Source organism: Rothia sp. HMSC071F11, assembly GCF_001809115.1.
Classification (GTDB): domain Bacteria; phylum Actinomycetota; class Actinomycetes; order Actinomycetales; family Micrococcaceae; genus Rothia; species Rothia dentocariosa.
In genome coordinates, this window is record NZ_KV795756.1 from 125,899 (window position 1) to 149,835 (window position 23,937).

Genomic DNA, 23,937 nt, shown 5'->3' on the forward strand with positions numbered 1-23,937 from the left:
TTATGGCTGAAACTCAAACTCTGAAAACCCTGCAGCGCGTTATTTTCCCTAGCGCGGTTGAAACCGACGTGGTACCCCTGTATGTGGATGCTGGCGTAGCCGCTGGCGTTCAGTTGCCAACCCGTATTGATGGTGACGCTACCACGAGTATTACAGAGGCGGCGCAGGTACAGGAACAAAGTGCCGCTAATATCGCTGCTAACCGAACCGCAGCTGAAGGCCTTATCGGTCGTCGCTCCATCAACGTTAATCCTGGGCAAAGTCTCTCATTTGGCACCTATTTCAATGCGTTCCCAGCATCGTATTGGCGCCGTTGGACCGATCTTAAAGAGGTCGTACTGAGCGTCCAAACCCGTGGCGAAGGCATGGTGATCGTATACAAATCCAACGGTCGTGGTGTTATTCAGCGCGTGGATGCAAAGCTCCTTTCGGGGGACGAAACATCAATCTTTACCCTGCCCCTAGCGCCTTTCGGCGATGGAGGTTGGTATTGGTTTGATCTTTCTGGAACTGAAGATCTTGAGCTGGTTGAGGCTAATTGGCTAGGTGATATTGAGCCCCGTGCTGACGTTCAGGCCGGTCAAGCAACGGTTCAGATTACGACCATGAATAAGGTCGATTATTGTATTGACAACATTCGTACGCTTGGCAATAGCCCCGAAATTTTTGATGCCGTCCACGAGTTCCTAATTGTTGATCAGGGCAGTTCGAAGGTGCAGGATCACGAAGAATTCGAGGAGGTCGTTAAGCCCCTTGCCGGTAAGTTCCGCATCATTAACCAGGGGAATCTAGGCGGCTCTGGTGGTTTCTCACGTGGTATGTTCGAGGCAGTCAAGAACGGCAGCGATTATGTGCTTCTGCTTGATGACGACGTGATCGTGGAGCCAGAAGCAATTTTGCGCATGGTGACTTTCGCGAACTATTGTAAAGACCCCACAATTGTGGGTGCGCACATGTTCGATATGTTCGACCGTTCGGTACTTCATGCATTCGGCGAAGTCGTTGATCCGTGGCGTAACTTCTACGCGAAGCCTCACGAGGACATGGCGATGGGTCACGACTTAGGCCGCAGCAACCTGCGCAGCACGCACTGGCTGCATCGTCGTGTAGACGTGGATTATAACGGTTGGTGGATGTGTCTTATCCCAACTTCGGTAATCCGCAAGATCGGCCTGTCGTTACCGCTTTTCCTTAAATGGGATGACGCTGAGTATGGCTTGCGCGCGAAGGCTGCTGGTATCCCTACAGTGTCCTTCCCTGGAGCAGGTGTATGGCACGTTTCATGGACCGATAAGGATGACTCGGTGGGCTGGCAGGCTTACTATCATGAACGTAACCGCCTGATTACCGCGCTGTTGCATTCTCCCTTCGATAAGGGTGGCCGTGTGCTGGTTGACTCCATGTTCTTGGACGTCAAGCACACGTTGTCAATGCAGTATTACACTCAAGCAGGCCGCCTCATGGCGCTGGAAGATTTGCTGGCCGGACCGGAACACTTGCATGAGTCACTTTCGGCTCGTTTACCGGTAATTCGTCAGTTGGCGGGGGAGTACCCGGAGTCTCAGATGAAGCCGAATGTGGACGATTTTCCCACGGTTAAATCGAAGAAGCCGCCTTTCCGCGGCCGCCGCAATTTCAAGTCACCGGGATATAAGAAACTTGTGCCGTGGACCGCAAGAACGGTCGCACGTCAGCTGTTCAAGCCCGTAGATGATGAAGCAAAAGAACATCCGCAGATTCAGCTCAACTACGGGGAAACTAACTGGTGGACGCTGTCTAAGTTTGATTCAGCGCTGGCCACGAACGCGGAGGGAACCGGATTGTTCTGGTATCGCCGTGATCCTCAGCAGCTGCGGTCAAAGCTGATTCACGCTACCAGATTGCACGCGAAGATCATTAAAGATTGGGAGCAGTTGCGCAAGCGGTATCAAGATGCTGCAGCCGATGTCGCTTCCTATGATGCATGGGCAGAAACTTTTGCAAAGCATACGGAGTCTGAACTTAAGCGATGAGCACTTTGCACGATGAACCTTTGAAAGCCCCCGGCCGCGGGCGGGGAATCCTGGATGCCATTCGTAATCGGTACCTTTTGAGGTTACTGGTTGATAAGGAAATCCAGGTTCGCTACCGTGGCTCGGTTCTAGGGATCCTGTGGTCGTACATTAAGCCGGGCGTCCAGTTCGGCGTGTTCTATGTTGCCATGGGCTTATTCTTAGGCTTGGAACGAGGAATGCACAACTATGCGATCTACCTGTTTTCGGGCATGATCGTGATTAACTTCTTCTCGGAAGGATTCGGGAACGGTGCCCGCACGATGGTGGTTAACAGCGCCCTGATTCGGAAGATTTATCTTCCGAGGGAGCTCTTCTCACTTTCAACTGTGTGGGTGGCGGTAGTACATTTCATACCCCAAATCGTGGTGATGCTTATCGCTTGCTTCTTTGCGGGATGGCGTCCTGGGCTGCGCAATATTGCCGCGATTTTGGCTGGGATGGCTATCGTGATGCTTCTGTCCTACGGCCTGGGGCTCATCTTTGGTGTGGCAAACGTATTCTTCCGCGACTCCGAGAATATCGTTGATATGCTCCTGATGGTAGCAACATGGTTCTCCCCGGTGTTGTACTCCTGGACCATGGTACGTGACACTCTGTATCCGTGGGTTTTCAACGTGTTTATGTTGAACCCACTGACTGTTGCGGTTGAACTTTTCCACTACGGTTTTTGGCGCCCTACGGCAGACCTCGAAAAGTCGGGACATTTTGCTGAGATTGTTCCGCATCTGTTTAGTTTCTGGACTCCGGTAGGTATTGGTATTTCCTTACTGACCGTTCTAATCGGCGATTTGCTCTTCCGTAAGTTTGAGGGCAACTTCGCTCAGGAGCTCTGATTCTTGTGAAGATTGAGAAAATAGATCTGCCTGAGATTGATCCGAATGCTCCGGTTGTTATTCAAGTCGATGAGCTCGTTAAAAGCTTTGTGCTGCGTCATACGCGTTCTATGAAAGAAGCCTTTGTATGGCTTATGAAGGGGCGTAAAGGTGACCTGTCTGAGAAGTTTAACGCTCTCAATGGTATTACTCTGAATGTAAAACAGGGTGAACGTGTGGCACTTTTGGGGCTCAATGGCTCCGGTAAATCAACCCTTTTGAAGCTGATTTCCGGTGTGATGCAGCCTGAAGGCGGACAGGTTCTCAACCGCGGTAAAATCGCGGGCCTTATTGAGGTGGGTGCAGGCTTTCATCCCGACCTCACGGGGCGCGATAATGTATTCCTCAATGGCGCTATTCTGGGTATGACCAAAAAAGAGATTGAAGATGCCTTTGACGATATTGTGGCATTCTCTGAAATTGAGGAATTTATTGATACCGAGGTGAAGTTTTATTCATCCGGTATGTACCTGCGTCTTGCGTTTTCGGTAGCTGTGCATACTAACCCAGATATTTTCTTGGTGGATGAGATTCTGGCGGTTGGCGATGAACCTTTCCAGAAGAAATGTATTGCAAGGATTCAAGAGCTCATCCAAGCGGGCAAGACTCTGGTTGTCGTAAGTCATGACCTCGACCTGGTATCACAGATATGTGATCGCGGTGTAGTACTTGACCACGGTAATTTAAGTTTCGACGGGGACATCAAGGATGCGGTCAAGATGATTCGTGGCTAGGGTCTCTAGGCTCTTGTATGTTTTGACGGGGTGAGGGGAGAACAACCATAATGGTTGTTCTCCCCTCACCCCGTCTACGCATTAATTGACAGCCCTATAAGTCTTAGCAGGAGAGTCAGAAATTATTCGAGGAACATTACGCATAAAATATATGTAGTTTTGGTAAATGTTTTCCAGTGGATATATTGTGACATCAACGCGAAATTTTTGATTTAAGAGAGCGTTGAGAATACCAACCACACTAAACTTCACCGGGAGAACATCAATGGAGACCCCGAGATCTGCTGTCGTGCCAGATTATTATTCTCTGCTCGATGCCGAGATCCGTGATGCGATTCGCGACGGAGACCTTGACCCTTACACGTCACAGGATGCCGTCGAAGGGCTCATTAGAAGTACTGTTTCCGCCTACGAAAGACGGATGGTACGCGCTTCCCTTCCTCCTCTTGAGAACGTCGAAGAGATTATCCATCGGCTGCGTAACGATCTCTGTGGATATGGCCCGCTTCAGCCTTATCTTGATGATGAAGAGGTCGAAGAAATCTGGATCAATTCACCCGATGAAATCTTTGTGGCTCGTGCTGGCGAGAGTGAACTGACAGGGCTGCACCTCAGCGATGAGGCTATTCAACAGCTCCTGGAACGTATGCTCAAGCCTTCGGGACGACGTGTCGATTTATCATCTCCCTTCGTCGATGCTTCGTTACCGGATGGATCTCGTCTGCACGCCGTGATTCCCGATATTACGAGAGCCCACACCTCCCTCAACATTCGTAAATTTGTGGTGCGCGCCAAACGTCTTCCCGACCTCGTAAAGCTTGGTTCCCTGAGCGCGGGAGCCGCATCGTTTTTACATGCTGCTGTCGAAAGCGGAGTCAATATTTTAGTGTCCGGGGCTACTCAAGCGGGTAAAACCACAATGCTAAATTGTTTGGCAGCATCCATACCGCCGCGCGAACGGGTGGTGACCTGTGAAGAAATCTTTGAGCTTTCTATTCCTCTGCGCGATGTTGTTGGAATGCAATGCAGACAGCCTAATCTAGAGGGTAAAGGCGCAATAGCTCTTCGCCGCCTCGTCAAAGAGGCTCTGCGTATGAGACCGGATCGACTACTCATTGGCGAGGTTCGCGAAGCGGAATCCCTCGATATGCTCATCGCTCTTAACGCGGGTTTACCGGGTATGTGTACTATTCACGCGAATTCTGCACGGGATGCAGTCACTAAAATTTGTACTCTTCCGTTGCTGGCAGGAGACAATATCTCATCCGCCTTCGTGGTGCCCACTGTAGCGAGCTGTTTCGACCTCGTAATTCATTGTGGACGCGACACTCACGGGCATCGTCAGGTAGAAGAGATCTATATGCTGGGCGGTCGTGTAGAAGACGGCGTCATTGAGATGTCACCGCTTTTTACCCGTCAACAAGGTGAAATGGTGTGCGTAGCTTTAGAAATCCCAACACCCGAAAAATGGGTTCGCGCCGGACACCGGCCCGAACAAGTATTAGCAGCAGCAAAGGCGGGACGCTAATGGGTGTTATCTATGGCTTAGCAATGGGGATCGGGGTTTTCCTCGTATGGTGGTCATGCTGGAGCATGCCGCAAGGAGCCGTCAAGACTGAACGGGAACCGAAGATAGCGGTAACTCTTCGTAAAGCTGGGATGCACACTATTACTCCCTCGGCTTTTACCGGAGTGAGTATCCTCAGCGGGGTTTTAGCAGGAGTGCTTCTTTTCGCCCTGACCGGGCTGTGGAGCTTCGCCTTTCTAGGGACGGGCAGTGGTTTCATCATGCCTCGCGTGGTTGTGAATCATCGTGCGAAAGTGCGTGAGGGTAAACTCTGGCAGCTCTGGCCGGATGCCGTTGATCACTTACGATCGGCTATTCGTGCTGGGCTTTCGCTGCCAGAGGCTCTTATCCAGCTTTCGTACCGCGGACCGTATGAACTTCGAGAGGCTTTTGCACGTTTTGGATCGGATTATCGTGCAACCGGTGACTTTGTAGCTTCCTTGAATCGGCTCAAGGAGTATGTTGCTGATCCAGTCGCCGATAATATCGTTGAAGCACTCAAAATAGCACGTGAAGTCGGCGGCAGTGACTTGGGACGACTACTGGGCACATTGAGTAATTTCTTACGAGAAAATGCGCGTACCCGAGCAGAACTTCAAGCACGCCAATCTTGGACTGTCAACGCCGCCCGGTTGGCCTGTGTTGCTCCATGGGTAGTACTGATGCTGATGGCCACACAGCCTGCGGTTCGAAATATTTATAACTCTTTTGCCGGTTTCGTTCTTATGTTCGCGGGTGCTGGACTGTCGGTAATCGCGTACCGCATCATGCTCCGTATCGGGGCGCTACCTCAAGAAAGGAGGGTTTTTGCATGAACTTTGCTATTATCTTCGGGCTTTTCTTCGCGTTTGGTGTAATGCTCATAGCATCTTCATTGCGTAAGAGACGTGGGCCGAACTTTGGAGAACGTATTGCGCCGCAGATGCGCTCCGTTTCGATACGCGAATCCCTGCACCGTGAGAATCAGGTCTCAGGAACTAGCGTTTTAGATGCCCTTTATTCGTTCCTGGAACCTATGATGCAGTCGTTCCTAGGGCGGGTACGTTCTACAGAGTCTAGGGACGAAGCCCTTGCTGCTCGCTTGCGCCGCGCGGGAAGTGATCAGACTGTAAGTGCTTTTCGTGCCGAACAAATCCTCTGGGCGGTTAGTTCGGTGGCCCTTTTAGGAGTATTGAGCGTTATTGGGTTGTTGGAAAACCAATTGTCACTCTGGAGCGGCCTGATGCTCATTATCCTGGGTGGTGTTACCGGTTTTCTGGCGCGAGACTGGTGGCTGGGCCAGATTATTGTACGTCGTGAGAAACAGCTCATTGCGGAGTTTCCTGCGCTTGCAGAGATGATGGCGCTTTCGGTGGCTGCGGGTGAATCTGCTCTTGCTTCCCTGGAGCGCATTTGCCGTACATCTCGCGGGGAATTGGCCCGAGAATTTAACGATATTCTTGCGCAAACGCGAGCCGGATCCAGCCTACTGGCGGCGCTCAACGAATTCGCACAGAGTACACAAATTCCAGCCCTTAGCCGATTTGTCGATGGTGTAGCCGTAGCCATCGAACGCGGTACTCCTTTGGCAGATGTTCTACGGGCACAGGCCCAAGATGTGCGCGACAACGCGAAACGCGAGCTTCTCGAAGTAGCCGGGAAAAAGGAGATCGCCATGTTGGCGCCTGTCGTATTTTTAATTCTGCCTTTGACCGTAGTCTTCGCGATTTTCCCCGGTCTTTCACTGATGAAACTTGCGTTTTAACGCATCACAACCTCGCCCCTAAGGCGGGTTCCAAATAGCTCAATCACATAAGGAAAATACCATGTTTACTCAACTTCGTATGTTGTTTCTGTCTGTTCCCGGTATTGCTTTTCTGCTTGCCTCTTATAGAGGCATGCATGACGACCCAGAACGCGGAGATGTACCCGGATGGGTCATGATTACCATGATGAGCGCGATCCTTGTCGCCGCGATTTTAGCTATTGCCCAACCGGCTCTGATCAAGATGTTTAACGACGCTATCGCGCTTATTCGTCCCTAGTCGTATGAGCCGACATCAAAAACAAGAGCTTGCAGCACCGCCGTCAGAACGAGGGGATGCTAGCACTGAGTTCGTCATGGTTTCTGCTCTCTTAGTACTGCTGACCGTCGCAATTTTGCAGGTTTCCTATGCATTTTACACGCGCAATATTCTGTTGGATGCGGCAAGCGCGGGCGCTCGCTACGGAACATTGTACGACCGCACCCCTGAGGAAGGTCGGGAACGAGCAGAGCAGATTATTCGGGGGAACTTACCTGAGAGTTATGCGCAAGATGTACATACATCGGTATATGTCGATCCGTCTGGAATTCGTATTCTTGAGGTTCACATTACCGCTCCTTTGCCCGTACTGGGACCGTGGGGGTTCCCAGGTTCTATTTCGGTGAGTGGTCATGCTGCGTATATTCAGTCTTAGAAATTTGGCACTGCGTTTGCGGGCTCGTACAGAGGATTCAGAGAATACCGATCATGAACATGAGCGCGGGAGTGCAATTGTTGAATTTCTCGGGCTCGGTGTTACGTTGCTGCTCCCTATCATGTATGGGGTCTTGACGATTTTTTCAGTGCAGGCTTCGATCTTGGGGGCGCACGCCGCTAGCGCGCAGGTAGCTCAATATATTCAGGAGCTGCCGCCTGAGACTTCGATGTCGCAGGAACAGGCTCAACGTTTGAGCGCGCTTGTGGCACGCGATTTTGGGGTTGCAGAATCTGATATCTCGGTATCTTTGAGCTGTTCAGGATCGTGTAGCGCGCGGGAGAGTATTAGAGTCCAGGTTCAGGTAAATGCACACCTTCCCCTAATTCCGCAGGGGCTAGGAGCAAGCGTTATCCCGGTATCCTCACAATCAGTGACCTGGGGACAGACTGAGATAGGATCTGCTGCTTCATCCGCTTCCCGGGAAACTCCGTAAGGGAAATTAGATGGTAGTTTCGTACATTCATGCCGTTCGAAGTCGTGACGGTGATAATGATGAGGGGAGCATTAGTCCGCTCATCGTTGGTATGTGCGCTCTGATACTGTTGATAGCATCAGTGACTTTAGCGGTCACGGGTGCTCACGTACAAACCCACAGACTCGAAGACCTTGCGGATGCGCAAGCCATTTCCATTGCACGAACTATAGAGCATGGATTCTCGGAATATTCCGATAAATCTGCAGACAACGCTCGAGCTAGGCAGCTTGCTGCCAAATATCTGGAGGAGAGTGGAGCTTCTCACGAATTCGTGAACTTGCAGGTAGACTCGGTGCAGATTAGCGATGACCGTACTGTTCATGTCACGTTACGTGCTAGGATTCATCCTCCGATCGTTTCGGCCGTGGTTCCTGATGGTTTTGAGGTGAAGGCTCAGGCTCGCGCCCGCATCCACCAGAAACAGAAGGACGAAAAGTAAATGCGTCTGTAGCGTTGTAAAGTAATTCGGCGGGACTTTCCGCCTGATTCACGCTAGTCTTAAATGCTATGGCATCTTTCGACTTTTCGGCTGAGATTAAGGATCTGCGTTCCATATACGCCTCAATTGTTGCGGTGAGTGACCTTGAGGGTATCAAGTGCGCTCTTGAAGACCTATCTCAGCAAGCTTCAGCACCTGAGCTTTGGGATGATCCTGAGCACGCTCAACGGGTAACAAGCGCGCTTTCCCATAAGCAAGCTGAACTGAATCGTCTAACGAACTTAGCGTCTCGTATTGATGATGTTGAGGTCATGGTCGAGTTGGCACAGACCGAAGATGAATCATCCGCAGAGGACCTATTGGCGGAGGCTGAAGCCGAGTGTAAAGAACTGAGGAAGAAGCTGGATGAACTTGAAGTCTTGGTGCTGCTCTCTGGCGAGTACGATCAGCGTGAGGCTGTTGTAACGATTCGTTCAGGCGCGGGTGGTGTGGACGCGGCAGATTTTGCAGAGATGCTTTTGCGCATGTACTTGCGGTGGGCTGAAAAGAATGGCTATCCGACGAAAGTGCTGGACACTTCGTATGCTGAAGAAGCAGGGCTGAAATCCGTAACTTTTGAGGTCAACGCGCCCTACGCTTTTGGTCGCCTTTCTGTTGAAGCGGGCACCCATCGGCTAGTACGTATCTCTCCATTTGATAATCAGGGGCGCAGGCAAACCTCATTTGCCGCGGTTGAAGTTATTCCTCTGATCGAGCAGACCGATGCGCTTGAGATCCCCGAGTCTGAGATTAAGGTTGATGTATTTCGTTCCTCTGGACCGGGCGGTCAGTCGGTCAATACAACGGACTCGGCGGTGCGTATGACGCATATTCCGACGGGTATTGTCGTGTCAATGCAGAATGAAAAATCGCAGATTCAAAACCGGGCTGCGGCTCTGCGCGTGCTGCAATCGCGTTTACTTATGCTTCGTCAAGAGCAGGAGGACGCCAAAAAGAAAGAGCTGGCGGGTGATATTAAAGCAAGCTGGGGCGATCAAATGCGATCCTACGTGCTCCATCCGTACCAGATGGTGAAGGATCTGCGTACCGGATACGAGGAAGGCAACACATCAAGTGTGCTTGACGGGGGGCTCAATAGATTTATTGAAGAAGGTATTCGTTGGCGCGCCTCCGGTCGCCGTGTTAACGAAGGCTAAACATAAGGAATATCATGGCTCAGAAAAAGAAAAAAGGCTCTAAAACGGACCCGAATAATTCGATTATTGCGCAGAATAAGAAAGCACGACATAACTACAATATTGTCGACACCTATGAAGCGGGCATGGTTCTTTTAGGAACAGAGGTGAAATCTCTGCGCGACGGGGGAGCCTCCATCACCGACGGGTTCTGCCATGTGAAGGATCACGAACTCTGGCTGGAAGGTATTCATATTGCTGAGTATGGCTATGGTACGTGGACGAATCATTCGGCACGCCGCAGCCGTAAGCTGTTACTGCATCGTTCAGAGATTAACCGGTTAGAGCAGAAACTCAAAGAAACCGGGTATACAGTGGTGCCCCTCAAACTGTATTTCAGCGGTGGGCGTGTGAAGGTTGAGATTGCCTTGGCAACAGGTAAACGTGAGTACGATAAGCGTCAGGCGCTGCGTGAGAGGCAGGATAATTTGGAAGCGGCACGTGCTATGCGGTACCGCAACTTGGGATAGTTATCTAGGCTAGATGAGTTGGGCCTTACTGGTTGATGCCTCTGAAACACTGCCATTAGGGGACATCAAGACTTAGCTGTTTTAGCTAGAAATCTGCACCATTAATGCATATGTAGGATATACTTACTAGCAAGACATAAACGCGTATTTACTCGATGGGACGTGTAAGTATGCGACAACACAACAGACAGAAATATGGAGGAGTTTTATGTCTGAGAATACACCCGGTCGCTCTGAAGGACAGCCCGAGCAACCGAAATTTGTTCCTGCTGCGCCACCCGTTGCGCCTGCCGGGAATGCATACGCCGGTTACGTTCCGACGAAGCTCCCTGCTGGCTTGGCGATTGCCTCGCTGGTGTTGGGTATTGTGAGTATAGTTGGGGCTATCCCTTTAAGCTTCGTCACTATCGTTGTTGCCCTTGTAGGTCTGATCCTTGGCATTATTGCGCTTCGCAAGGTAAGCAAAGGTACCGGCGGTGGTAAGGGAATGGCTATCGGTGGTGTTGTTACTAGTGCTATCGGCTTTATACTATCAGCCGTGGTTCTTATCTTTGTTATTATCACCTTGATGATGGTTCAGGACTGCAAGAATACTGGTGTACAGAATAGTGACGGCTCTGTCACCTGCTCAATTAATGGACAGCAGATGACAGTCCGTACCGATGGGACTACTTCTATTCGGTAGCCAAGTTATTGTTCATCGTGTGGGGTGGGTAGCTCAAAAAGCTACCCACCCCACACGTTTGTGCTTCAAGGATAGTGGAATAGGTGAGATAGAGCATCCTAATTTTTATGAAGTTTAGGGTGTTGTAACCAATGGTTTTCGATATAAAAGTTCGTATAATGAAAGTTGGTACTCAGCAATAACGCCGGGATAACCGACGGCCTCACCGAAGACAAAGGATAGTAAAGCATGTCAGAAAACCTTTACGGTCAGAACAAGCCGCAAGGGCAGTCGCAACAGCCTGGTCAAGATCAAAACTCTCAAAATCAGGATTCACAAGCGCAACAGCAATATCAGGGGCAGGTTCCCCAGAGTAATAGTTCCCAGCAGGGGAACTACCAGGGCAATGGTGCTCAGAACTCATACCAGCAGCAGTACCCTCAGCAGCCGCAACAGGGCTCGGGCAATCAGCATCTTTTCTACGGTGGTCAGGCACAAAATCAGCAGCCTACTCCATCAGCAGGGCAGCCCTCCTATAACACGCAGTACTCTAGCTCCTCGAACATGGTTTCGGGGCAGCAACAGCATTCTGCACCCCAGCATTCTTCGCAGACTGGGCAGAATGCTTCAGGACAGGGCTACGCCTCACAGCAGAGTTATAATTCGGCACAAGGTTACAACCAATATCAGCCGACCCAGGAATCACGGAATTACTCTCAGCAGGGGAACTCTGGCCAGCAGAATAGTAATTCGGCACAGAATTACCAAAATTCTGCGGGATACCAGAACGCCCAGCAACAGGGATCTCCACAGCAGAACAGCTACGGTCAGAGTTCTGCTCAGACGCAGCAGAGCGGATCATCTGTTTATAACGGAAATTCTTCCTACGCTCAGCCACAGCAGCAGGCCCCCTACGGAACTTCTGGTTCCCAACCTGCACAGCAAAATGCTCAGCAGGGCTACGGTCAACAGAATTCTTACTCGCAGACGAGCGGATACCAGAACCAAGCTGTAAATTCGGGATACACAAGTCAGAATCAAAACTATTATGGTGCCCAGAACCAGCAGGGGCAGTATGGGCAGCCCGCCTACGGTTCTTCTCAGTTTGACGCAAATGCTCAGAACGCAGGCGGTCCCTCGCAGGCCGCTCCGGTTATGGCAATTATTTCCTTGGTACTTGGTGTGCTTGCCATTGTGAGCGGATGGTTCATCGTCGGAGGTCTGCTTGGTATTGGCGCTATTGTTTTGGGCGCTCTGGGGCTTCGCCAGTCACGTCAGCTGGGCAAGGGTAAGGGAATGTCGATTGCCGGTATTATTACCGGTGGCGTGGGTATCATCGTAGCTATTATCGCGACTATCCTTTTTGTGCTGGGGCAGCAGACTCTTCAGGAATGCCAGAAGGTCGGTACTCCGGATGGTAACGGCAACAAGGTCTGCCAGGTGGGGGATAACCCCGATAGCCGTATGACTGTTCCTGCTCAGTAGCGGCAGGTAGCGGTTTTTCGCTGAATCGATGAAGGGATGGAGTACATCCGTTATGGGGTGCTCCGCCCCTTTACGTGTACGTAAAAGTAAAATAACGCTGGGGAAACAGAAGAATCTGAGGGGTTGTGTGATGGTAGGCCCTCTGATATAGTTAATCGTCACCGCCACGAATGGTACTGCATGTCTTAGGACAGCGTGGAGAACGTTCACGGGCGGCGCTTTTTGATAAAAGTATAGGGGGATGATCGGTTTCGACGATGTGAGTCGAGATGGGTGAAGCGTGCCGAGGACGCAGGGTTATCTCGTTAACGCCCTCTGCAAAAAAATAAGTGCAAAATCTAAGCGCACTGACTTCGCACTCGCTGCCTAAGCGCGAGTTGCAGTCTGTCGGTCTGAGCATGCCTTTGGCTCAGAACCCGGCATCGACTTAAAAGGCCACTGCTGTTAGCCCTCGTCGTAGGGGCTGATGGGACTTTTATTACGAATAGGTTTGTCGATGTAAGTGTTTGTGCAAACATCGAAGCCGAGAAATAGCGCTTTCACAAACTGCGCACGGAGAAGCCCCGTTGAAGCCACATCGGACCGGGGTTCGATTCCCCGCATCTCCACAAAAGCCCTTAAATGGGCAGGGAACTAAAACCCAAACCTGATAACTGAGCCGCCCACCAGCAGAATCGCTGGTGGGCGGCTCAGTTGTATTTGGCTTTTTTCGCGCCGAACAAAATATGGGAAGTATACAACGGCTAAAGCCGCAAGAGCATGATTTTCAGCCCGGAATAACGTAATATCAAGAAAGAAGACTCAGCGCGTATGGAGAAAAAGATGACAGAAAACCCGCGACAGGATCCTATGCCAGATTCAAACACACCTCAGGCATCGTATCCTCAAGCCGAAGCTCCAACGCTACAGGAGGGTCACGATATGCAGAATTCTGCAGCTTCAGACGCGCCATTGGCAGCTTATGCTTCAGCAACGGATGGAGCGTCTCATCCTCAGGCTCAGCAAGCCGTACCCCCAGTTGGAAACGTGGCTGCCGCCTACGACTTTGGCTACCGTAGGGCTCCTCGCCAATATGAGGTTCCACCTGAGGACAGGCGACCTTACGGGGAACCTACCGGTGAAATTCGCGGACCTGGATATTTCTACTCGATAGGTTCTTTTGCTGCTTCGCTTTGTGGACTCGTACTTACCGGATTTAGTGGCTTTCAGGTACTGGGGATCGCTATACTCCACGACGACTACGACTCTATGGGCTATGGTGCCTATGAATTTACGACAATCTCAAATACCATGCTTCTAGCGTTGGTACCTATAGTTATATCAATATGGCTGGGGATTTTTTCCTTTACTGTGAACAAAGGATGTATTACCCCCATGACGGGCAGGATGCGTGCCTTTGCCTCCCTTGGTATCGTCATGGGAGCCTTAGGAGCTTTAGGAATAGTTGGAAACTTCTTCCTCTACCTTCTTGCGATTTCCTAGAAATTAGCCTGCCAACACGTGCACATTTACCCGTGCACCGAAGCCAAAGCCTATGTGAAAGCCCCGATGGGATTATCACACATAAATCTGGTGACCCGTCGGGGCTTCGCCGTCCCTTACCACAGGGCCCGAAGAATGGTTACTCGGGCGCAAGCTGGCTTATCACAGAACGATGCAAGGTCCCATTAGTAGCCAAAGTACTGGCGGTACCTTCTGCCTGCGCTGTAGCTACTGCATCGTCACCAGCTGCTGTTGTGAAGGTTCCGCCTGCTTCATGCACAAGCGGAACTAGCGCGGCAATATCGTGGAGCGCAACTTGAGCTTCACAGGCAATATCAACAGCCCCTTCGGCCACCAGACAATATGACCAGAAATCACCGTAGGCACGGGAACGGTTAACCGCATGGACTAGCGAGAGAAAATTCTGTTCGAGTTCTAGTCCCTCCCATCCTTTGAACTCGGCATAGGAGAGCGAGGCTCCAGAGACCGTGGGGACGCTCGACACCTGAAGTCGTGTAGCCTGAGTTAGCGATTTGCCTGCGTAGGCGCCTGTACCCTGCGCAGCCCACCACCGTCGCTGTAACGCCGGGGCAGATATAAGACCCATAACCGGTTCACCCTGATCGAGGAGAGCGATGAGTGTGGCCCACACTGGAACACCACGCACAAAATTCTGCGTACCATCAATAGGATCGATAACCCACTGCCTGGCAGCCGTACCTGTTGAGCCTAGCTCTTCACCGATAATACCGTCGCGTGTGCGTACCCGCGAGAGCTGTGCACGCAGAAGTTCCTCGACCTCACGATCCACCTCGGTCACTGGAGTGCCGTCGCTTTTGTGTTCCACGGTAAAAGACCGATCTTTAAACCGGGACATGCTGACGCGATCCACGTTATCCGCCAGGATATGCGCCAGCCTCAAATCATCAGTGTATGACGTCGTAAAGTTCATGAATCTCTCATCAGTCGTCAAATGTTACCGTGTGTGGTCTTAGGAACTTATGTACAGGATACGAGCGATTACACGAGTGTCCCAAGCTCTTTATCGGAATCAGCTTCTTCATCAGGAACAACCTGCAAAAGTTTTCGCAGCGAATCCAAACGCGCCGCACCACTGGCCCCCGCTTTACCCGCCTGCACGTAAGTATTTATACCGCAATCTACCGCTTGAGCCGCATGATGACAGCCCTTAGGGCAGTCCTGCTCGCCAGGAGCCAGATCGGGGAACGCCTGTACAACCTGCTCCGGCGGAACATGAGCCAGTCCAAAAGAACGTATACCCGGAGTATCGATAATCCAGGTTCCGGGTGGTACATGAAGCTCAGGCGTGGATACGGGCTGTAAGGCGAGAGCTGACGAAGATGTATGACGACCCCGCCCCGTAACGGCGTTAACGTGCCCAGTCGCACGGTCCGCACCAGTGAGTGCATTCACCAAAGTAGATTTACCTACCCCCGAATGCCCGAGAAGCACAGATACCTTACCCACAAGCTCTTCGAGAAGCTTATGAACGGGGGCATGCAGAAGACCCTCGGCTCCAGACTCACTCGGGGCTCGACCGTCAGCTGACCCCGAGAGTACAATTTTTAGCCCGGAGGCACTGTAATAATCGAGTAGTTGCTGCGGGTGAGAAACATCGGTTTTTGTAATGCACAAAATAGGCTCTATCCCGGCGTCATATGCAGCGACGACGGCTCGATCAATAAAACCTGTGCGCGGCTGCGGATTCGCAGCAGCAACCACAATGACCAGCTGGTTCGCATTGGCCACCACCACGCGTTCGGTTGTATCCGTGTCATCGGCGCTGCGGCGCAGTACCGAAGAACGCTCTCCCAAACGAACGATGCGCGCTAGGGTGTCTTTTGCGCCGGATATATCGCCGACTACATCTACAAAGTCTCCAGTGACAATGGGGGTACGGCGCAATTCGCGTGCCCGTGCCGCGATAAGAGTCCGTTCCTGTGGGGTGCCTTCATCGACAACTACTGACCACCGACCACGATCGACGGTGACGACGCGACCGCGTATAGCATGCTTGTACCGGGGGCGTTCCTTAGTGCGGGGTCGAGAACCCTTTTTATTGGGGCGAACTCGAACGTCGGATTCATCCCACTCGTCGAAAGACCGGTTTCGGGATGGATTCACGAGCGCGCTCCTTCCCATTGCGAAAGCATTTTTTGCCAAAGCGCTGTGAATTGTGGGAGTGTTTTTGCGGTTGTCTGAACGTTTTCGATGCGCACTCCGGGTTCGTGAAGTCCAATAACCGCCGCGAACGTTGCTACTCGATGGTCTTCATAGGTCTGTACCGTCACAGGAGAGTCTTGAGGCAGACGTCGAACGGGGCGAAGAACGTGAATACCGTCGGCTGTTTCTTCGGCAAGCCCGCCCAAACGGTTAATCTCAGTGACGAGAGCCGCGAGGCGGTCAGTCTCATGCCCACGCAGGTGCCCAATGCCAGTGAGAGTGCTCGGGGAGTCAAGAAGCGCAACGAGAGCGGCAACTGTGGGCGCGAGTTCGCCTGCAGTCTGTAGGTTAAACTCGACCCCGGAAAGCCGGGTTATATCTTCGGGCCCGGTGACTGTGAGCGAACCATTAGAGAATTCAACGGCACCGCCTAAACGGGGCAGAATGGTACGCCACTCATCACCTCCCTGCGTTGTTCCGGGGGAACCGTCTGCTGTAGGAGCGGGCCAACCGGGAATAGTCACTGAGTTGCCTGTTACCATCGCAGCTGCAAGGAAAGGACCAGCGTTAGAAAGATCCGGTTCAACCGTGATATCAAACCCGGAAATAGTGCCCGGGAATATACGCCAGGCGTATTCATCAGCAACGGCTTCGGCGCGTACCCCCAAGTCACGGAGGGTCTGCAGGGTCATCTCAATATGAGGTATCGAAGGCACGGCGTTTCCCCGGTGATGAATCGTTAACCCCTGAGGAAGCCTAGGCGCAATCAAGAGCAGAGCAGATACAAATTGCGATGAAGCCGAAGCATCAATAAAGATCTCTGCGGGAGTACCGGATGCGGCCGCAAGTCCGGGGGAATGCAGGGTGAAAGGCAAGGTATCTACGGAATCATTGCCCGATCGTTCAATACGCGCCCCTAGCTGACGCAGACCATCGCAGAGCGCCGCCATCGGCCTTTTGCGGGCTTGTGGATCACCATCAAAGTTGTAATCACCCGGAAGCAAAGCAGCAAGAGCGGGTACAAAACGCATGACCGTTCCCGCAAGTCCACAATCAATCTTTACCATTGGGGGAGCCGAAGCAAGATTTAGAGGGGTTATGAGAAGATCAGGACCAAACTCCGAGCCTGTTTCGATACGCTCGAACTGGGCTCCGAGTGCCTCTAAAGCGGAAATCATGAGGGCTGAGTCTCGCGAATGCAGGGGAGCACGCAACCGTGAGGGAGAATCAGCAAGAGCCGCGAGGAGCAGGTAACGGTTGGTGAGCGATTTGGAGCCGGGGATGCGCATCCGTGCGCTCATCCCAGGCGCACCCCGGTACGTGGGGGCTTCCCATGCATGTGCCGTGGTATTTTGCGCCGTACTCAATTCGCTCATCGGTATAACTCTCTGCCTCCCATAATCTGTCTGGTGTTTGCGCTGGAACTCGCCGGTTATCTGTACCTGAGGACGCTCTTCTTCGCGCCCATACACTTCAACCATTCTACCGGGTGGGTACCCCAAACGGGTGAGAATCTGGGTAAAACGGTGTATCATTTTTCGCGGTGAACACACAATATTATGCGGGTTTATAGAAGAATAGCGAGGAGAAACCCGGTAGTCGAGTTTTCTCCCCGCCGTAGTATGCCGCGAACTTAGACCAAGGGCGGTGAAGGCTTAGGCACTCGCCGAACAAAATTCATCAATATGTTCCAAAAGCCTGGCTTTGAGGGATTCAGGCGCCTGCTCGTCACACGAAGATTTGATCTTCGCACGCAAAAGGACCTCAAGATCCTTCGCTTCGGTGCAATGCGAGCAAGCATCAAGGTGCCTCTGAATTTCTTGTATTTCCTCAGCGGTGAGAGCGCCATCAAGATATTCATAAAGGTTTTTGAGTGTTGTGGAACAGGGGTTGCCGCCACAATCTTCGGTAAGTGCCGTGCTATTCTCGGGTGTTTGCTCTTCCATAGCAGACTCCTTTCTTCCGAGTTTATAAAACTGAGCCTATTTCTTCTTCGCCGCTTTTGCTTCGACCTTTGCGATAGTCGAAGGGCGTAAACCATTTTCACGAGCATAATCCAGTAATTTTTCGCGCAGAATGCGGCGTCCGCGGTGCAGCCGCGACATGACCGTCCCTAATGGAATATCCATAATCTCGGCGATCTCTTTATATGAGAACCCCTCGACGTCGGAGTAGTACACCACCATGCGGAAGTCTTCGGTGAGTGAGGCGAGAGCCTGCCGTACTTCGGTGTCCGGGAGCGCATCCAGAGCCTCCATCTCGGCTGAGCGTAGCCCTGAAGCGTCATGAGCGCCCGCTTGGGCTAACTGCCAGTCTTCGACGGATTCCGTATGGGCCTGCTGTGGCTCTCGCTGGCGTTTACGGTACAGATTAATGTATGTATTGGTTAGAATACGGTACAGCCACGCCTTGAGATTGGTACCTTGCCTGTACTGGTGAAAAGAGGCAAAGGCTTTCGTATACGTCTCTTGAACGAGGTCTTCGGCATCTGCCGGATTCCTGCTCATGCGTAAGGCAGCGGCATAAAGCTGATCGACGTATTGCATGGCATCCGCAGTGAAGCGCTCACGTAATTCACGAGGTGTGAGAGTCGCCGTCGCTTCTGCGGCGTTGGACTCGCTCATAGGTGCTCTTTTCTGTCGTGTAATGACTTTCGGGGGGCCTGTGTACAGCATACCTTCGTGTGAGGCTTCGGGGAATGTAACGGCTCGCTCGAATGAATTATTCCCGGTATCCGCAGTACGATCATTAGCTGAAAGGCCAGATAATTCGATAAAGCAAAACCCCGGTGAAAGACCACCGGGGTTCTTACGTATAGCAAGATACCTTATGCGTTGGGGCGCTTACCGTGGTTTGCGCCGCCTTTACGACGGTCCTTGCGCTTACGACCGCGCTTGCTCATAGGAGCCTCCTTCAGAATTGTGAACCTCTGCTCAAAGAAAGCCAGCGAGGTTCTAAACTAACCGCCCCGAGTCTTAGCACAGGCTTAAACGCATAGGGCAACGCCGTCTATTTTTTCATAGAAACGGCTTGAATGCATCTTACCAACAGGTTGATGCGAAAAATATGGAGATCTAGATACTCTGTCTGCGTAAGATCTTACTGCTCGGGAAGGTTAAGCCAGCTGTACCAACCGCGGTGGAGCACAAGCCACGCCATGAGACCGTATCCAGACTGCCCCGGACGCCCATCATTAGCGGCCAGATCATTGCGCCATTGTTCGTGGTGCAAAAGAGGGTTGAACGTATCGACATACACGTGATTGCGGCGGGTTACTACATCTGCATAAGCCGCCGAAAGATCAGCGATGCGACGGTTACGCTCCGGGTCGAGAGTCGGGGGAGGGCCCACCACAAGTACACGGATGCTGTTCTGAGACGCCATGTCTACCATATTGGCAAGATTCAAGCGTGAACGTGCACTAGTGAGTCCCAAATCAATGTCAAAAGTTGAGGGAGCTATGACCAAACGATTATCGGCACCGGGAAGGAACCTGCGGCGTGCCTCATCAAACCATCGAGTGCTCAGCTGCTCGCTTCCTTCATTCGGGGCGGCGAGATTATAGGCTGAAATGGATGCACTAGTTTGCGGGGTACGTGCCATCACGCGACCAAACCAACCTAGGGTGCGGGGGTCACCGACACCGGCGAGCAGGTCGTCTCCAACCGCTACAAGTCGAATATTGCGTTGCTCCACGGGGTTCTTTCTTCCGTTGATATCTTGCGTCTGCAGTACGTAAACGCTCTGTCCTTTTGTTTAAGCATAAGGTGTTCGAGTTATGTTTTCGAACTCCTCGAAAATTTTTGATCCAATCGTGATGAAAAATCCACTTGAGGCATAGGAAAAGCCCCATCACTACAGTCTTCCACAATCGCACGAGTTATAAAACTCGCTGTGAAGCTACGGTTGTGATGGGGCTTTACCCCACAAAGGATTTAGCCTTCGAAGACCTGCTTCATCAGTGCCTCAGCTTCAGCGGCATGGCGTTTACCCGTACCTGCTGCGGGAGATGCCGACGCAGGGCGGGAAACCAAACGCATCCGGTAGTCAATAATTGGCAGCAGGTTCAAAGCCATAAACGGCCACTGACCCTGGTTAGCGGGCTCATCCTGTGCCCATACAATATCGGTGGCGTTCGAGTACAAATCCAGCTGCGCCTTGATCTCTGCCTCGGGCAGGGGGTAAAGCTGCTCAACGGAGACGATAGCGGTTTTCGTATCACCGCGCTTTGCACGCTCAGCCTCAAGATCGTAGTAGAGACGACCAGAGACAAAGACTACACGCTCAACTTGGGCTGGAGTAACACCGGAACGATCGCCAATAACGGGCTGGAATGACCCCTCCGTGAAGTCCTCAATTGAGGAGGAGGCAGCCTTCAAACGCAAGAGCTGTTTAGGGCTAATAACCACAAGCGGCTTATACGGGCGGTGCTGTGCGTGACGACGCAACAGGTGGAAATACGATGCCGGGGTAGAAGGCACAGCAACCGTCATATTGTTTTCAGCGCACAACTGCAGGTACCGTTCTATACGCGCTGATGAGTGGTCCGGGCCCTGCCCCTCATAACCGTGGGGGAGCAGAAGAACCAGCGAAGAACGCTGACCCCACTTCTGTTCAGACGATGACACGAACTCGTCGATAATCGTCTGGGCACCGTTCGCAAAGTCACCGAACTGGGCCTCCCACACCACCATCGAATCGGGACGTTCAACCGAGTATCCATACTCGAAGCCTATGACACCGTACTCAGACAGGAGTGAATTGTAGATACGTAGCTTGCCCTGATGGTCCGAGAGGTGCTGCAGCGGTGACCATTCGTCATCGGTGAGATGATCATGCAGCACCGCGTGACGCTGCACGAAGGTACCGCGTTGAACGTCTTGGCCGCTCATACGCACATCGGTGCCTTCCATGAGCAGAGAGCCAAAGGCCAGAAGCTCGCCCATGCCCCAATTGACCTTGCCGTTTGTGCCCATCTCAACGCGCTGTTCACACAGTTTCTTGAGCTTTTTGTGAACCGTGAAGCCCTCGGGAACTTCGCCGAATGCTTTTGCGATGTGCTCGAAGGTATCGCGAGAGATCGCGGTGTTACCGCCATGAACAATTTCGGTGCTCTGCTGAGAAGCAGGCAGCTCAAGCCCAGCAACATTGGGGGTCTCGGGAGCGGGTACGGCCGCTTGGGTCTCGCTGAAGATCGCATCCAGCTTCGAGTGGTATGCACTCAATGCCTCATCTGCTTCTTCTTGGGTGATATCGCCGCGACCCACCAGAGCCTCTGCATACTTGGTGCGGGTCGAAGGCATATTATCGATCACCTGGTACATCTTCGGCTGAGTCATCGACGGGTCATCAGCCTCGTTGTGGCCACGGCGACGGTAGCAGAGTAAATCAATTACGGCATCGCGGCCGAAGCGCTCGCGGTACTCGAATGCGAGACGACCTGCCCGAACTACAGCCTCGGGGTCATCGGCGTTTACGTGGAAGACAGGCGCCTTGGTCATCCGAGCAATATCGGTTGCGTTGGTGGCGGTACGGCCATCCTTCGGAGATGTTGTGAAGCCGATCTGGTTATTCACCACGATGTGTACGGTGCCGCCGGTAGTGTAGCCACGCAGATTAGCCATCTGCAAGGTTTCCATGACGATACCCTGTGCGGCAAACGCGGCGTCACCATGAATCAAGATGGGCAGAATGGGATGACCTTCGATACCCTGGTCGTTAAGAACATCCTGCTTGGCGCGCACGATGCCTTCCAGAACGGTGTTAACAGCCTCCAAATGTGAAGGATTAGCAGCCAAATACACCTGAGTCTGCTTGCCTGAGGTAGAGGTGAACGTGCCCTCGGTGCCAAGGTGGTATTTCACATCGCCAGAACCACCTTCATATGGTGCCGCAGTACCGCTGAACTCACGGAAAATCTGGGCGTAAGACTTACCCGCGATGTTGGTCAGAACATTGAGGCGGCCACGATGCGCCATACCGATGGCGACCCCGTGCATATTATTATCTGCCGCTTTGTTGATGATCGCATCCAGCAGGGGGATGAGCGACTCTCCGCCTTCGAGTGAGAAACGCTTCTGACCCAGGTATTTGGTCTGCAGGAAGGTCTCAAAGGCCTCGGCCTCAACAAGCTTCTCCAGAACATGCATCAGACGTTCGCGGCTAGGCTTGCTGTAGCCATGCTCCAGCTTCTCTTGGAACCATTCACGGGCTTTACGGTCTTCCATGTACATGTACTCGACCGCGAGAGTACCCGCATATGCCTCACGTAGACGCGCCAGAATAGTACGCAAAGGAAGCTGTTCTTTGTCGCCAAACCCTCCCGTAGGCCATACTCGATCCAGATCCCACAGAGTCAGACCGTAGCTTTCTACGTTCAAATCGGGGTTTGAATGTAGCTGGTAGCCCACTGGGTTGGTGCGGGCGATAAGGTGACCGTGCACGCGGTACGCGTGGATAAGCTGCTGAATGCGGGCGACCTTAGAAACCTCAGTATCAGGATTAACCTGATTATCCTGGCTCCATCGAACAGGTTCGAAGGGAATCTGAATAGCCTGGAAGATTTCGTCATAGAATCCTTCGGCACCTAAGAGGTAGCTCTCTACTATCTTAAGGAATTCGCCGGAACCAGCACCTTGAATAACGCGGTGGTCATAGGTGCTCGTAAGGGTAATAACCTTGGAAATAGCATGCTGGGCTACCATCGTCTCCGCCACACCGCGGAACTCAGCAGGGTATTCAAGAGCACCCACACCGATAATTGCGGCCTGCCCTTTCGAAAGACGAGGAACAGAGTGTACGGTACCGATACCGCCAGGGTTCGTGAGAGTAACCGTAGTTCCCTGGAAATCTTCCAGCCCAAGCTGGCCTGCACGACCACGTTTGACGATATCGTCGTAGGCCTGCCAGAACTCCAAGAAGCTCAAGGTCTGTGCACCCTTGATATTCGGAACCACGAGGTTGCGGGAGCCATCAGGGCGGGGCAGATCGATAGCCAGACCGAAGTTCACGTTCGCATTGTGAATAGCAATCGGTTTGCCTTTTTCATCATGACCGTAGGTGACGTTCATTGAAGGCATGGCAGCGAGCGCACGAATAACAGCGTACCCAATGATATGCGTGAAAGAAATCTTGCCGCCGCGGGTTCGAGCTAAATAAGCGTTGATGGCAGAACGGTTTTCAATCAGCAGTTTAGCTGGTACCGCGCGCACCGTCGTAGCGGTTGGAACGGTGAGCGAGTCTTCCATGTTGGCGGCAACGGCTTTAGCCGGTCCGCGTAGGGGTACAATTTTATCTTCTAAAGGTTCCACGTTTTCTGCCTTTGATGAGGTTTTAGGAGCGGGCGATGCTGTCGACTTTGTTGGTGCGGCAGGCTGAGGTGCCGGGGTAGTAATAGATGCTGCAGCGGCTGGAGCAGAAGGTGTCGCCTCGGCTTTTTGGGTAGCTGTTACCGGGGCGGAGACCGCCGGAGTTCCTTGAAGGGCCTTATCAATGGACTGAAAAATGGGCCACCACGAAGGATCCACGAGATTTTTGTCTTGCTGATAACGTTCATATTGTTCTTCGACGAACCATTCGTTACCGGCAAATTCCTCAGGTACCAGGTGATCTGGCAGATTTGGCACTGTAAACGCCTCTTCCTTGACTGTGAATTTATCCGTCGCGTCCGGAGAAATCCGGCACAGACGACCCGCATCTTCGAGGGGCGAATCATCACGCTGAGTATAAGTTGGCTTTGTGTGTGCCTCTTCAAGTCTCGCACACATTGCGGACT

Annotated in this window: 23 protein-coding genes and 1 other RNA gene; 16 read left to right on the plus strand and 8 right to left on the minus strand. The window is 52.3% G+C overall.

Going from position 1 to position 23,937, the window contains the following annotated elements:
• The first annotated feature begins 2 nt into the window (after nt 1-2).
• From HMPREF2554_RS05025 to HMPREF2554_RS05100, 16 genes are all read left to right on the plus strand, one after another.
• Nucleotides 3-2,012: a glycosyltransferase gene (locus HMPREF2554_RS05025; protein WP_013397408.1), complete on the plus strand. Its 2,010-nt coding sequence runs from the start codon at nt 3-5 to the stop codon at nt 2,010-2,012.
• The gene (locus HMPREF2554_RS05030; RefSeq protein ID WP_013397407.1) at nt 2,009-2,887 is read left to right on the plus strand and encodes an ABC transporter permease; all 879 of its coding nucleotides are present in this window, start codon (nt 2,009-2,011) and stop codon (nt 2,885-2,887) included. The genes HMPREF2554_RS05025 and HMPREF2554_RS05030 overlap by 4 nt, the downstream gene beginning before the upstream one ends.
• A 5-nt stretch (nt 2,888-2,892) precedes the next feature.
• Nucleotides 2,893-3,660: an ABC transporter ATP-binding protein gene (locus HMPREF2554_RS05035; RefSeq protein WP_004005021.1), complete on the plus strand. Its 768-nt coding sequence runs from the start codon at nt 2,893-2,895 to the stop codon at nt 3,658-3,660.
• A 265-nt stretch (nt 3,661-3,925) separates the two neighbouring features.
• Nucleotides 3,926-5,188, plus strand: coding sequence for a TadA family conjugal transfer-associated ATPase (locus HMPREF2554_RS05040; protein ID WP_013397406.1), 1,263 nt, complete (start codon nt 3,926-3,928; stop codon nt 5,186-5,188).
• On the plus strand, nt 5,188-6,042 hold the full coding sequence (locus tag HMPREF2554_RS05045; RefSeq protein ID WP_013397405.1) for a type II secretion system F family protein: 855 nt from the start codon (nt 5,188-5,190) through the stop codon (nt 6,040-6,042). Before HMPREF2554_RS05040 ends, HMPREF2554_RS05045 begins: the two co-directional genes overlap by 1 nt.
• On the plus strand, nt 6,039-6,971 hold the full coding sequence (locus tag HMPREF2554_RS05050; RefSeq protein WP_013397404.1) for a type II secretion system F family protein: 933 nt from the start codon (nt 6,039-6,041) through the stop codon (nt 6,969-6,971). The genes HMPREF2554_RS05045 and HMPREF2554_RS05050 overlap by 4 nt, the downstream gene beginning before the upstream one ends.
• 61 nt (nt 6,972-7,032) lie before the next feature.
• Complete coding sequence (locus tag HMPREF2554_RS05055; RefSeq protein WP_013397403.1) at nt 7,033-7,251, plus strand: hypothetical protein; 219 nt, start codon at nt 7,033-7,035, stop codon at nt 7,249-7,251.
• Nucleotides 7,252-7,255: 4 nt separating this feature from the next.
• Nucleotides 7,256-7,666 carry a TadE family protein gene (locus HMPREF2554_RS05060; protein WP_041321512.1) on the plus strand — a complete coding sequence of 137 codons (411 nt, stop codon included), beginning with the start codon at nt 7,256-7,258 and terminating at the stop codon, nt 7,664-7,666.
• Between the two features lie 4 nt (nt 7,667-7,670).
• The gene (locus HMPREF2554_RS05065; RefSeq protein WP_238382433.1) at nt 7,671-8,162 is read left to right on the plus strand and encodes a pilus assembly protein TadE; all 492 of its coding nucleotides are present in this window, start codon (nt 7,671-7,673) and stop codon (nt 8,160-8,162) included.
• 10 nt (nt 8,163-8,172) lie between these two features.
• Entirely contained in the window at nt 8,173-8,643 is a 471-nt protein-coding gene (locus HMPREF2554_RS05070) for a pilus assembly protein TadG-related protein (RefSeq protein WP_013397400.1), read from the plus strand.
• A 68-nt stretch (nt 8,644-8,711) separates the two neighbouring features.
• A complete protein-coding gene (gene prfB, locus HMPREF2554_RS05075) occupies nt 8,712-9,839 on the plus strand; it encodes a peptide chain release factor 2 (RefSeq protein ID WP_013397399.1) in 1,128 nt (375 codons plus the stop codon).
• 14 nt (nt 9,840-9,853) lie between these two features.
• Complete coding sequence (gene smpB / locus HMPREF2554_RS05080) at nt 9,854-10,348, plus strand: SsrA-binding protein SmpB (protein ID WP_013397398.1); 495 nt, start codon at nt 9,854-9,856, stop codon at nt 10,346-10,348.
• 208 nt (nt 10,349-10,556) lie between these two features.
• The gene (locus HMPREF2554_RS05085; RefSeq protein ID WP_013397397.1) at nt 10,557-11,033 is read left to right on the plus strand and encodes a DUF4190 domain-containing protein; all 477 of its coding nucleotides are present in this window, start codon (nt 10,557-10,559) and stop codon (nt 11,031-11,033) included.
• A 228-nt stretch (nt 11,034-11,261) separates the two neighbouring features.
• Nucleotides 11,262-12,497, plus strand: coding sequence for a DUF4190 domain-containing protein (locus tag HMPREF2554_RS05090; protein WP_013397396.1), 1,236 nt, complete (start codon nt 11,262-11,264; stop codon nt 12,495-12,497).
• Nucleotides 12,498-12,734: 237 nt separating this feature from the next.
• Nucleotides 12,735-13,108: a transfer-messenger RNA gene (ssrA, locus tag HMPREF2554_RS05095) on the plus strand.
• Between the two features lie 211 nt (nt 13,109-13,319).
• The gene (locus HMPREF2554_RS05100; RefSeq protein WP_244864743.1) at nt 13,320-13,979 is read left to right on the plus strand and encodes a hypothetical protein; all 660 of its coding nucleotides are present in this window, start codon (nt 13,320-13,322) and stop codon (nt 13,977-13,979) included.
• A gap of 139 nt (nt 13,980-14,118) precedes the next feature.
• Here the strand turns inward: HMPREF2554_RS05100 and HMPREF2554_RS05105 are convergent, their stop codons facing one another.
• From HMPREF2554_RS05105 to HMPREF2554_RS05135, 8 genes are all read right to left on the minus strand, one after another.
• Nucleotides 14,119-14,931 carry an inositol monophosphatase family protein gene (locus tag HMPREF2554_RS05105; protein WP_013397394.1) on the minus strand — a complete coding sequence of 271 codons (813 nt, stop codon included), beginning with the start codon at nt 14,929-14,931 and terminating at the stop codon, nt 14,119-14,121.
• Nucleotides 14,932-14,999: 68 nt separating this feature from the next.
• Complete coding sequence (gene rsgA / locus HMPREF2554_RS05110) at nt 15,000-16,142, minus strand: ribosome small subunit-dependent GTPase A (RefSeq protein ID WP_013397393.1); 1,143 nt, start codon at nt 16,140-16,142, stop codon at nt 15,000-15,002.
• Nucleotides 16,121-17,539, minus strand: a complete 1,419-nt coding sequence (gene aroA, locus HMPREF2554_RS05115; RefSeq protein ID WP_244864741.1) for a 3-phosphoshikimate 1-carboxyvinyltransferase — start codon at nt 17,537-17,539, stop codon at nt 16,121-16,123. The genes rsgA and aroA overlap by 22 nt, the downstream gene beginning before the upstream one ends.
• Before the next feature lie 279 nt (nt 17,540-17,818).
• Nucleotides 17,819-18,109: a mycothiol system anti-sigma-R factor gene (gene rsrA / locus HMPREF2554_RS05120; RefSeq protein WP_004005003.1), complete on the minus strand. Its 291-nt coding sequence runs from the start codon at nt 18,107-18,109 to the stop codon at nt 17,819-17,821.
• A gap of 36 nt (nt 18,110-18,145) precedes the next feature.
• Entirely contained in the window at nt 18,146-18,787 is a 642-nt protein-coding gene (locus HMPREF2554_RS05125) for a sigma-70 family RNA polymerase sigma factor (RefSeq protein WP_041321511.1), read from the minus strand.
• A gap of 203 nt (nt 18,788-18,990) precedes the next feature.
• Nucleotides 18,991-19,065, minus strand: coding sequence for a 50S ribosomal protein bL37 (locus HMPREF2554_RS11990; RefSeq protein WP_095343185.1), 75 nt, complete (start codon nt 19,063-19,065; stop codon nt 18,991-18,993).
• Between the two features lie 197 nt (nt 19,066-19,262).
• Nucleotides 19,263-19,859 carry a GDSL-type esterase/lipase family protein gene (locus tag HMPREF2554_RS05130; RefSeq protein ID WP_013397390.1) on the minus strand — a complete coding sequence of 199 codons (597 nt, stop codon included), beginning with the start codon at nt 19,857-19,859 and terminating at the stop codon, nt 19,263-19,265.
• A 239-nt stretch (nt 19,860-20,098) separates the two neighbouring features.
• Nucleotides 20,099-23,929 carry a multifunctional oxoglutarate decarboxylase/oxoglutarate dehydrogenase thiamine pyrophosphate-binding subunit/dihydrolipoyllysine-residue succinyltransferase subunit gene (locus tag HMPREF2554_RS05135; protein ID WP_013397389.1) on the minus strand — a complete coding sequence of 1,277 codons (3,831 nt, stop codon included), beginning with the start codon at nt 23,927-23,929 and terminating at the stop codon, nt 20,099-20,101.
• Nucleotides 23,930-23,937: the final 8 nt, after the last annotated feature.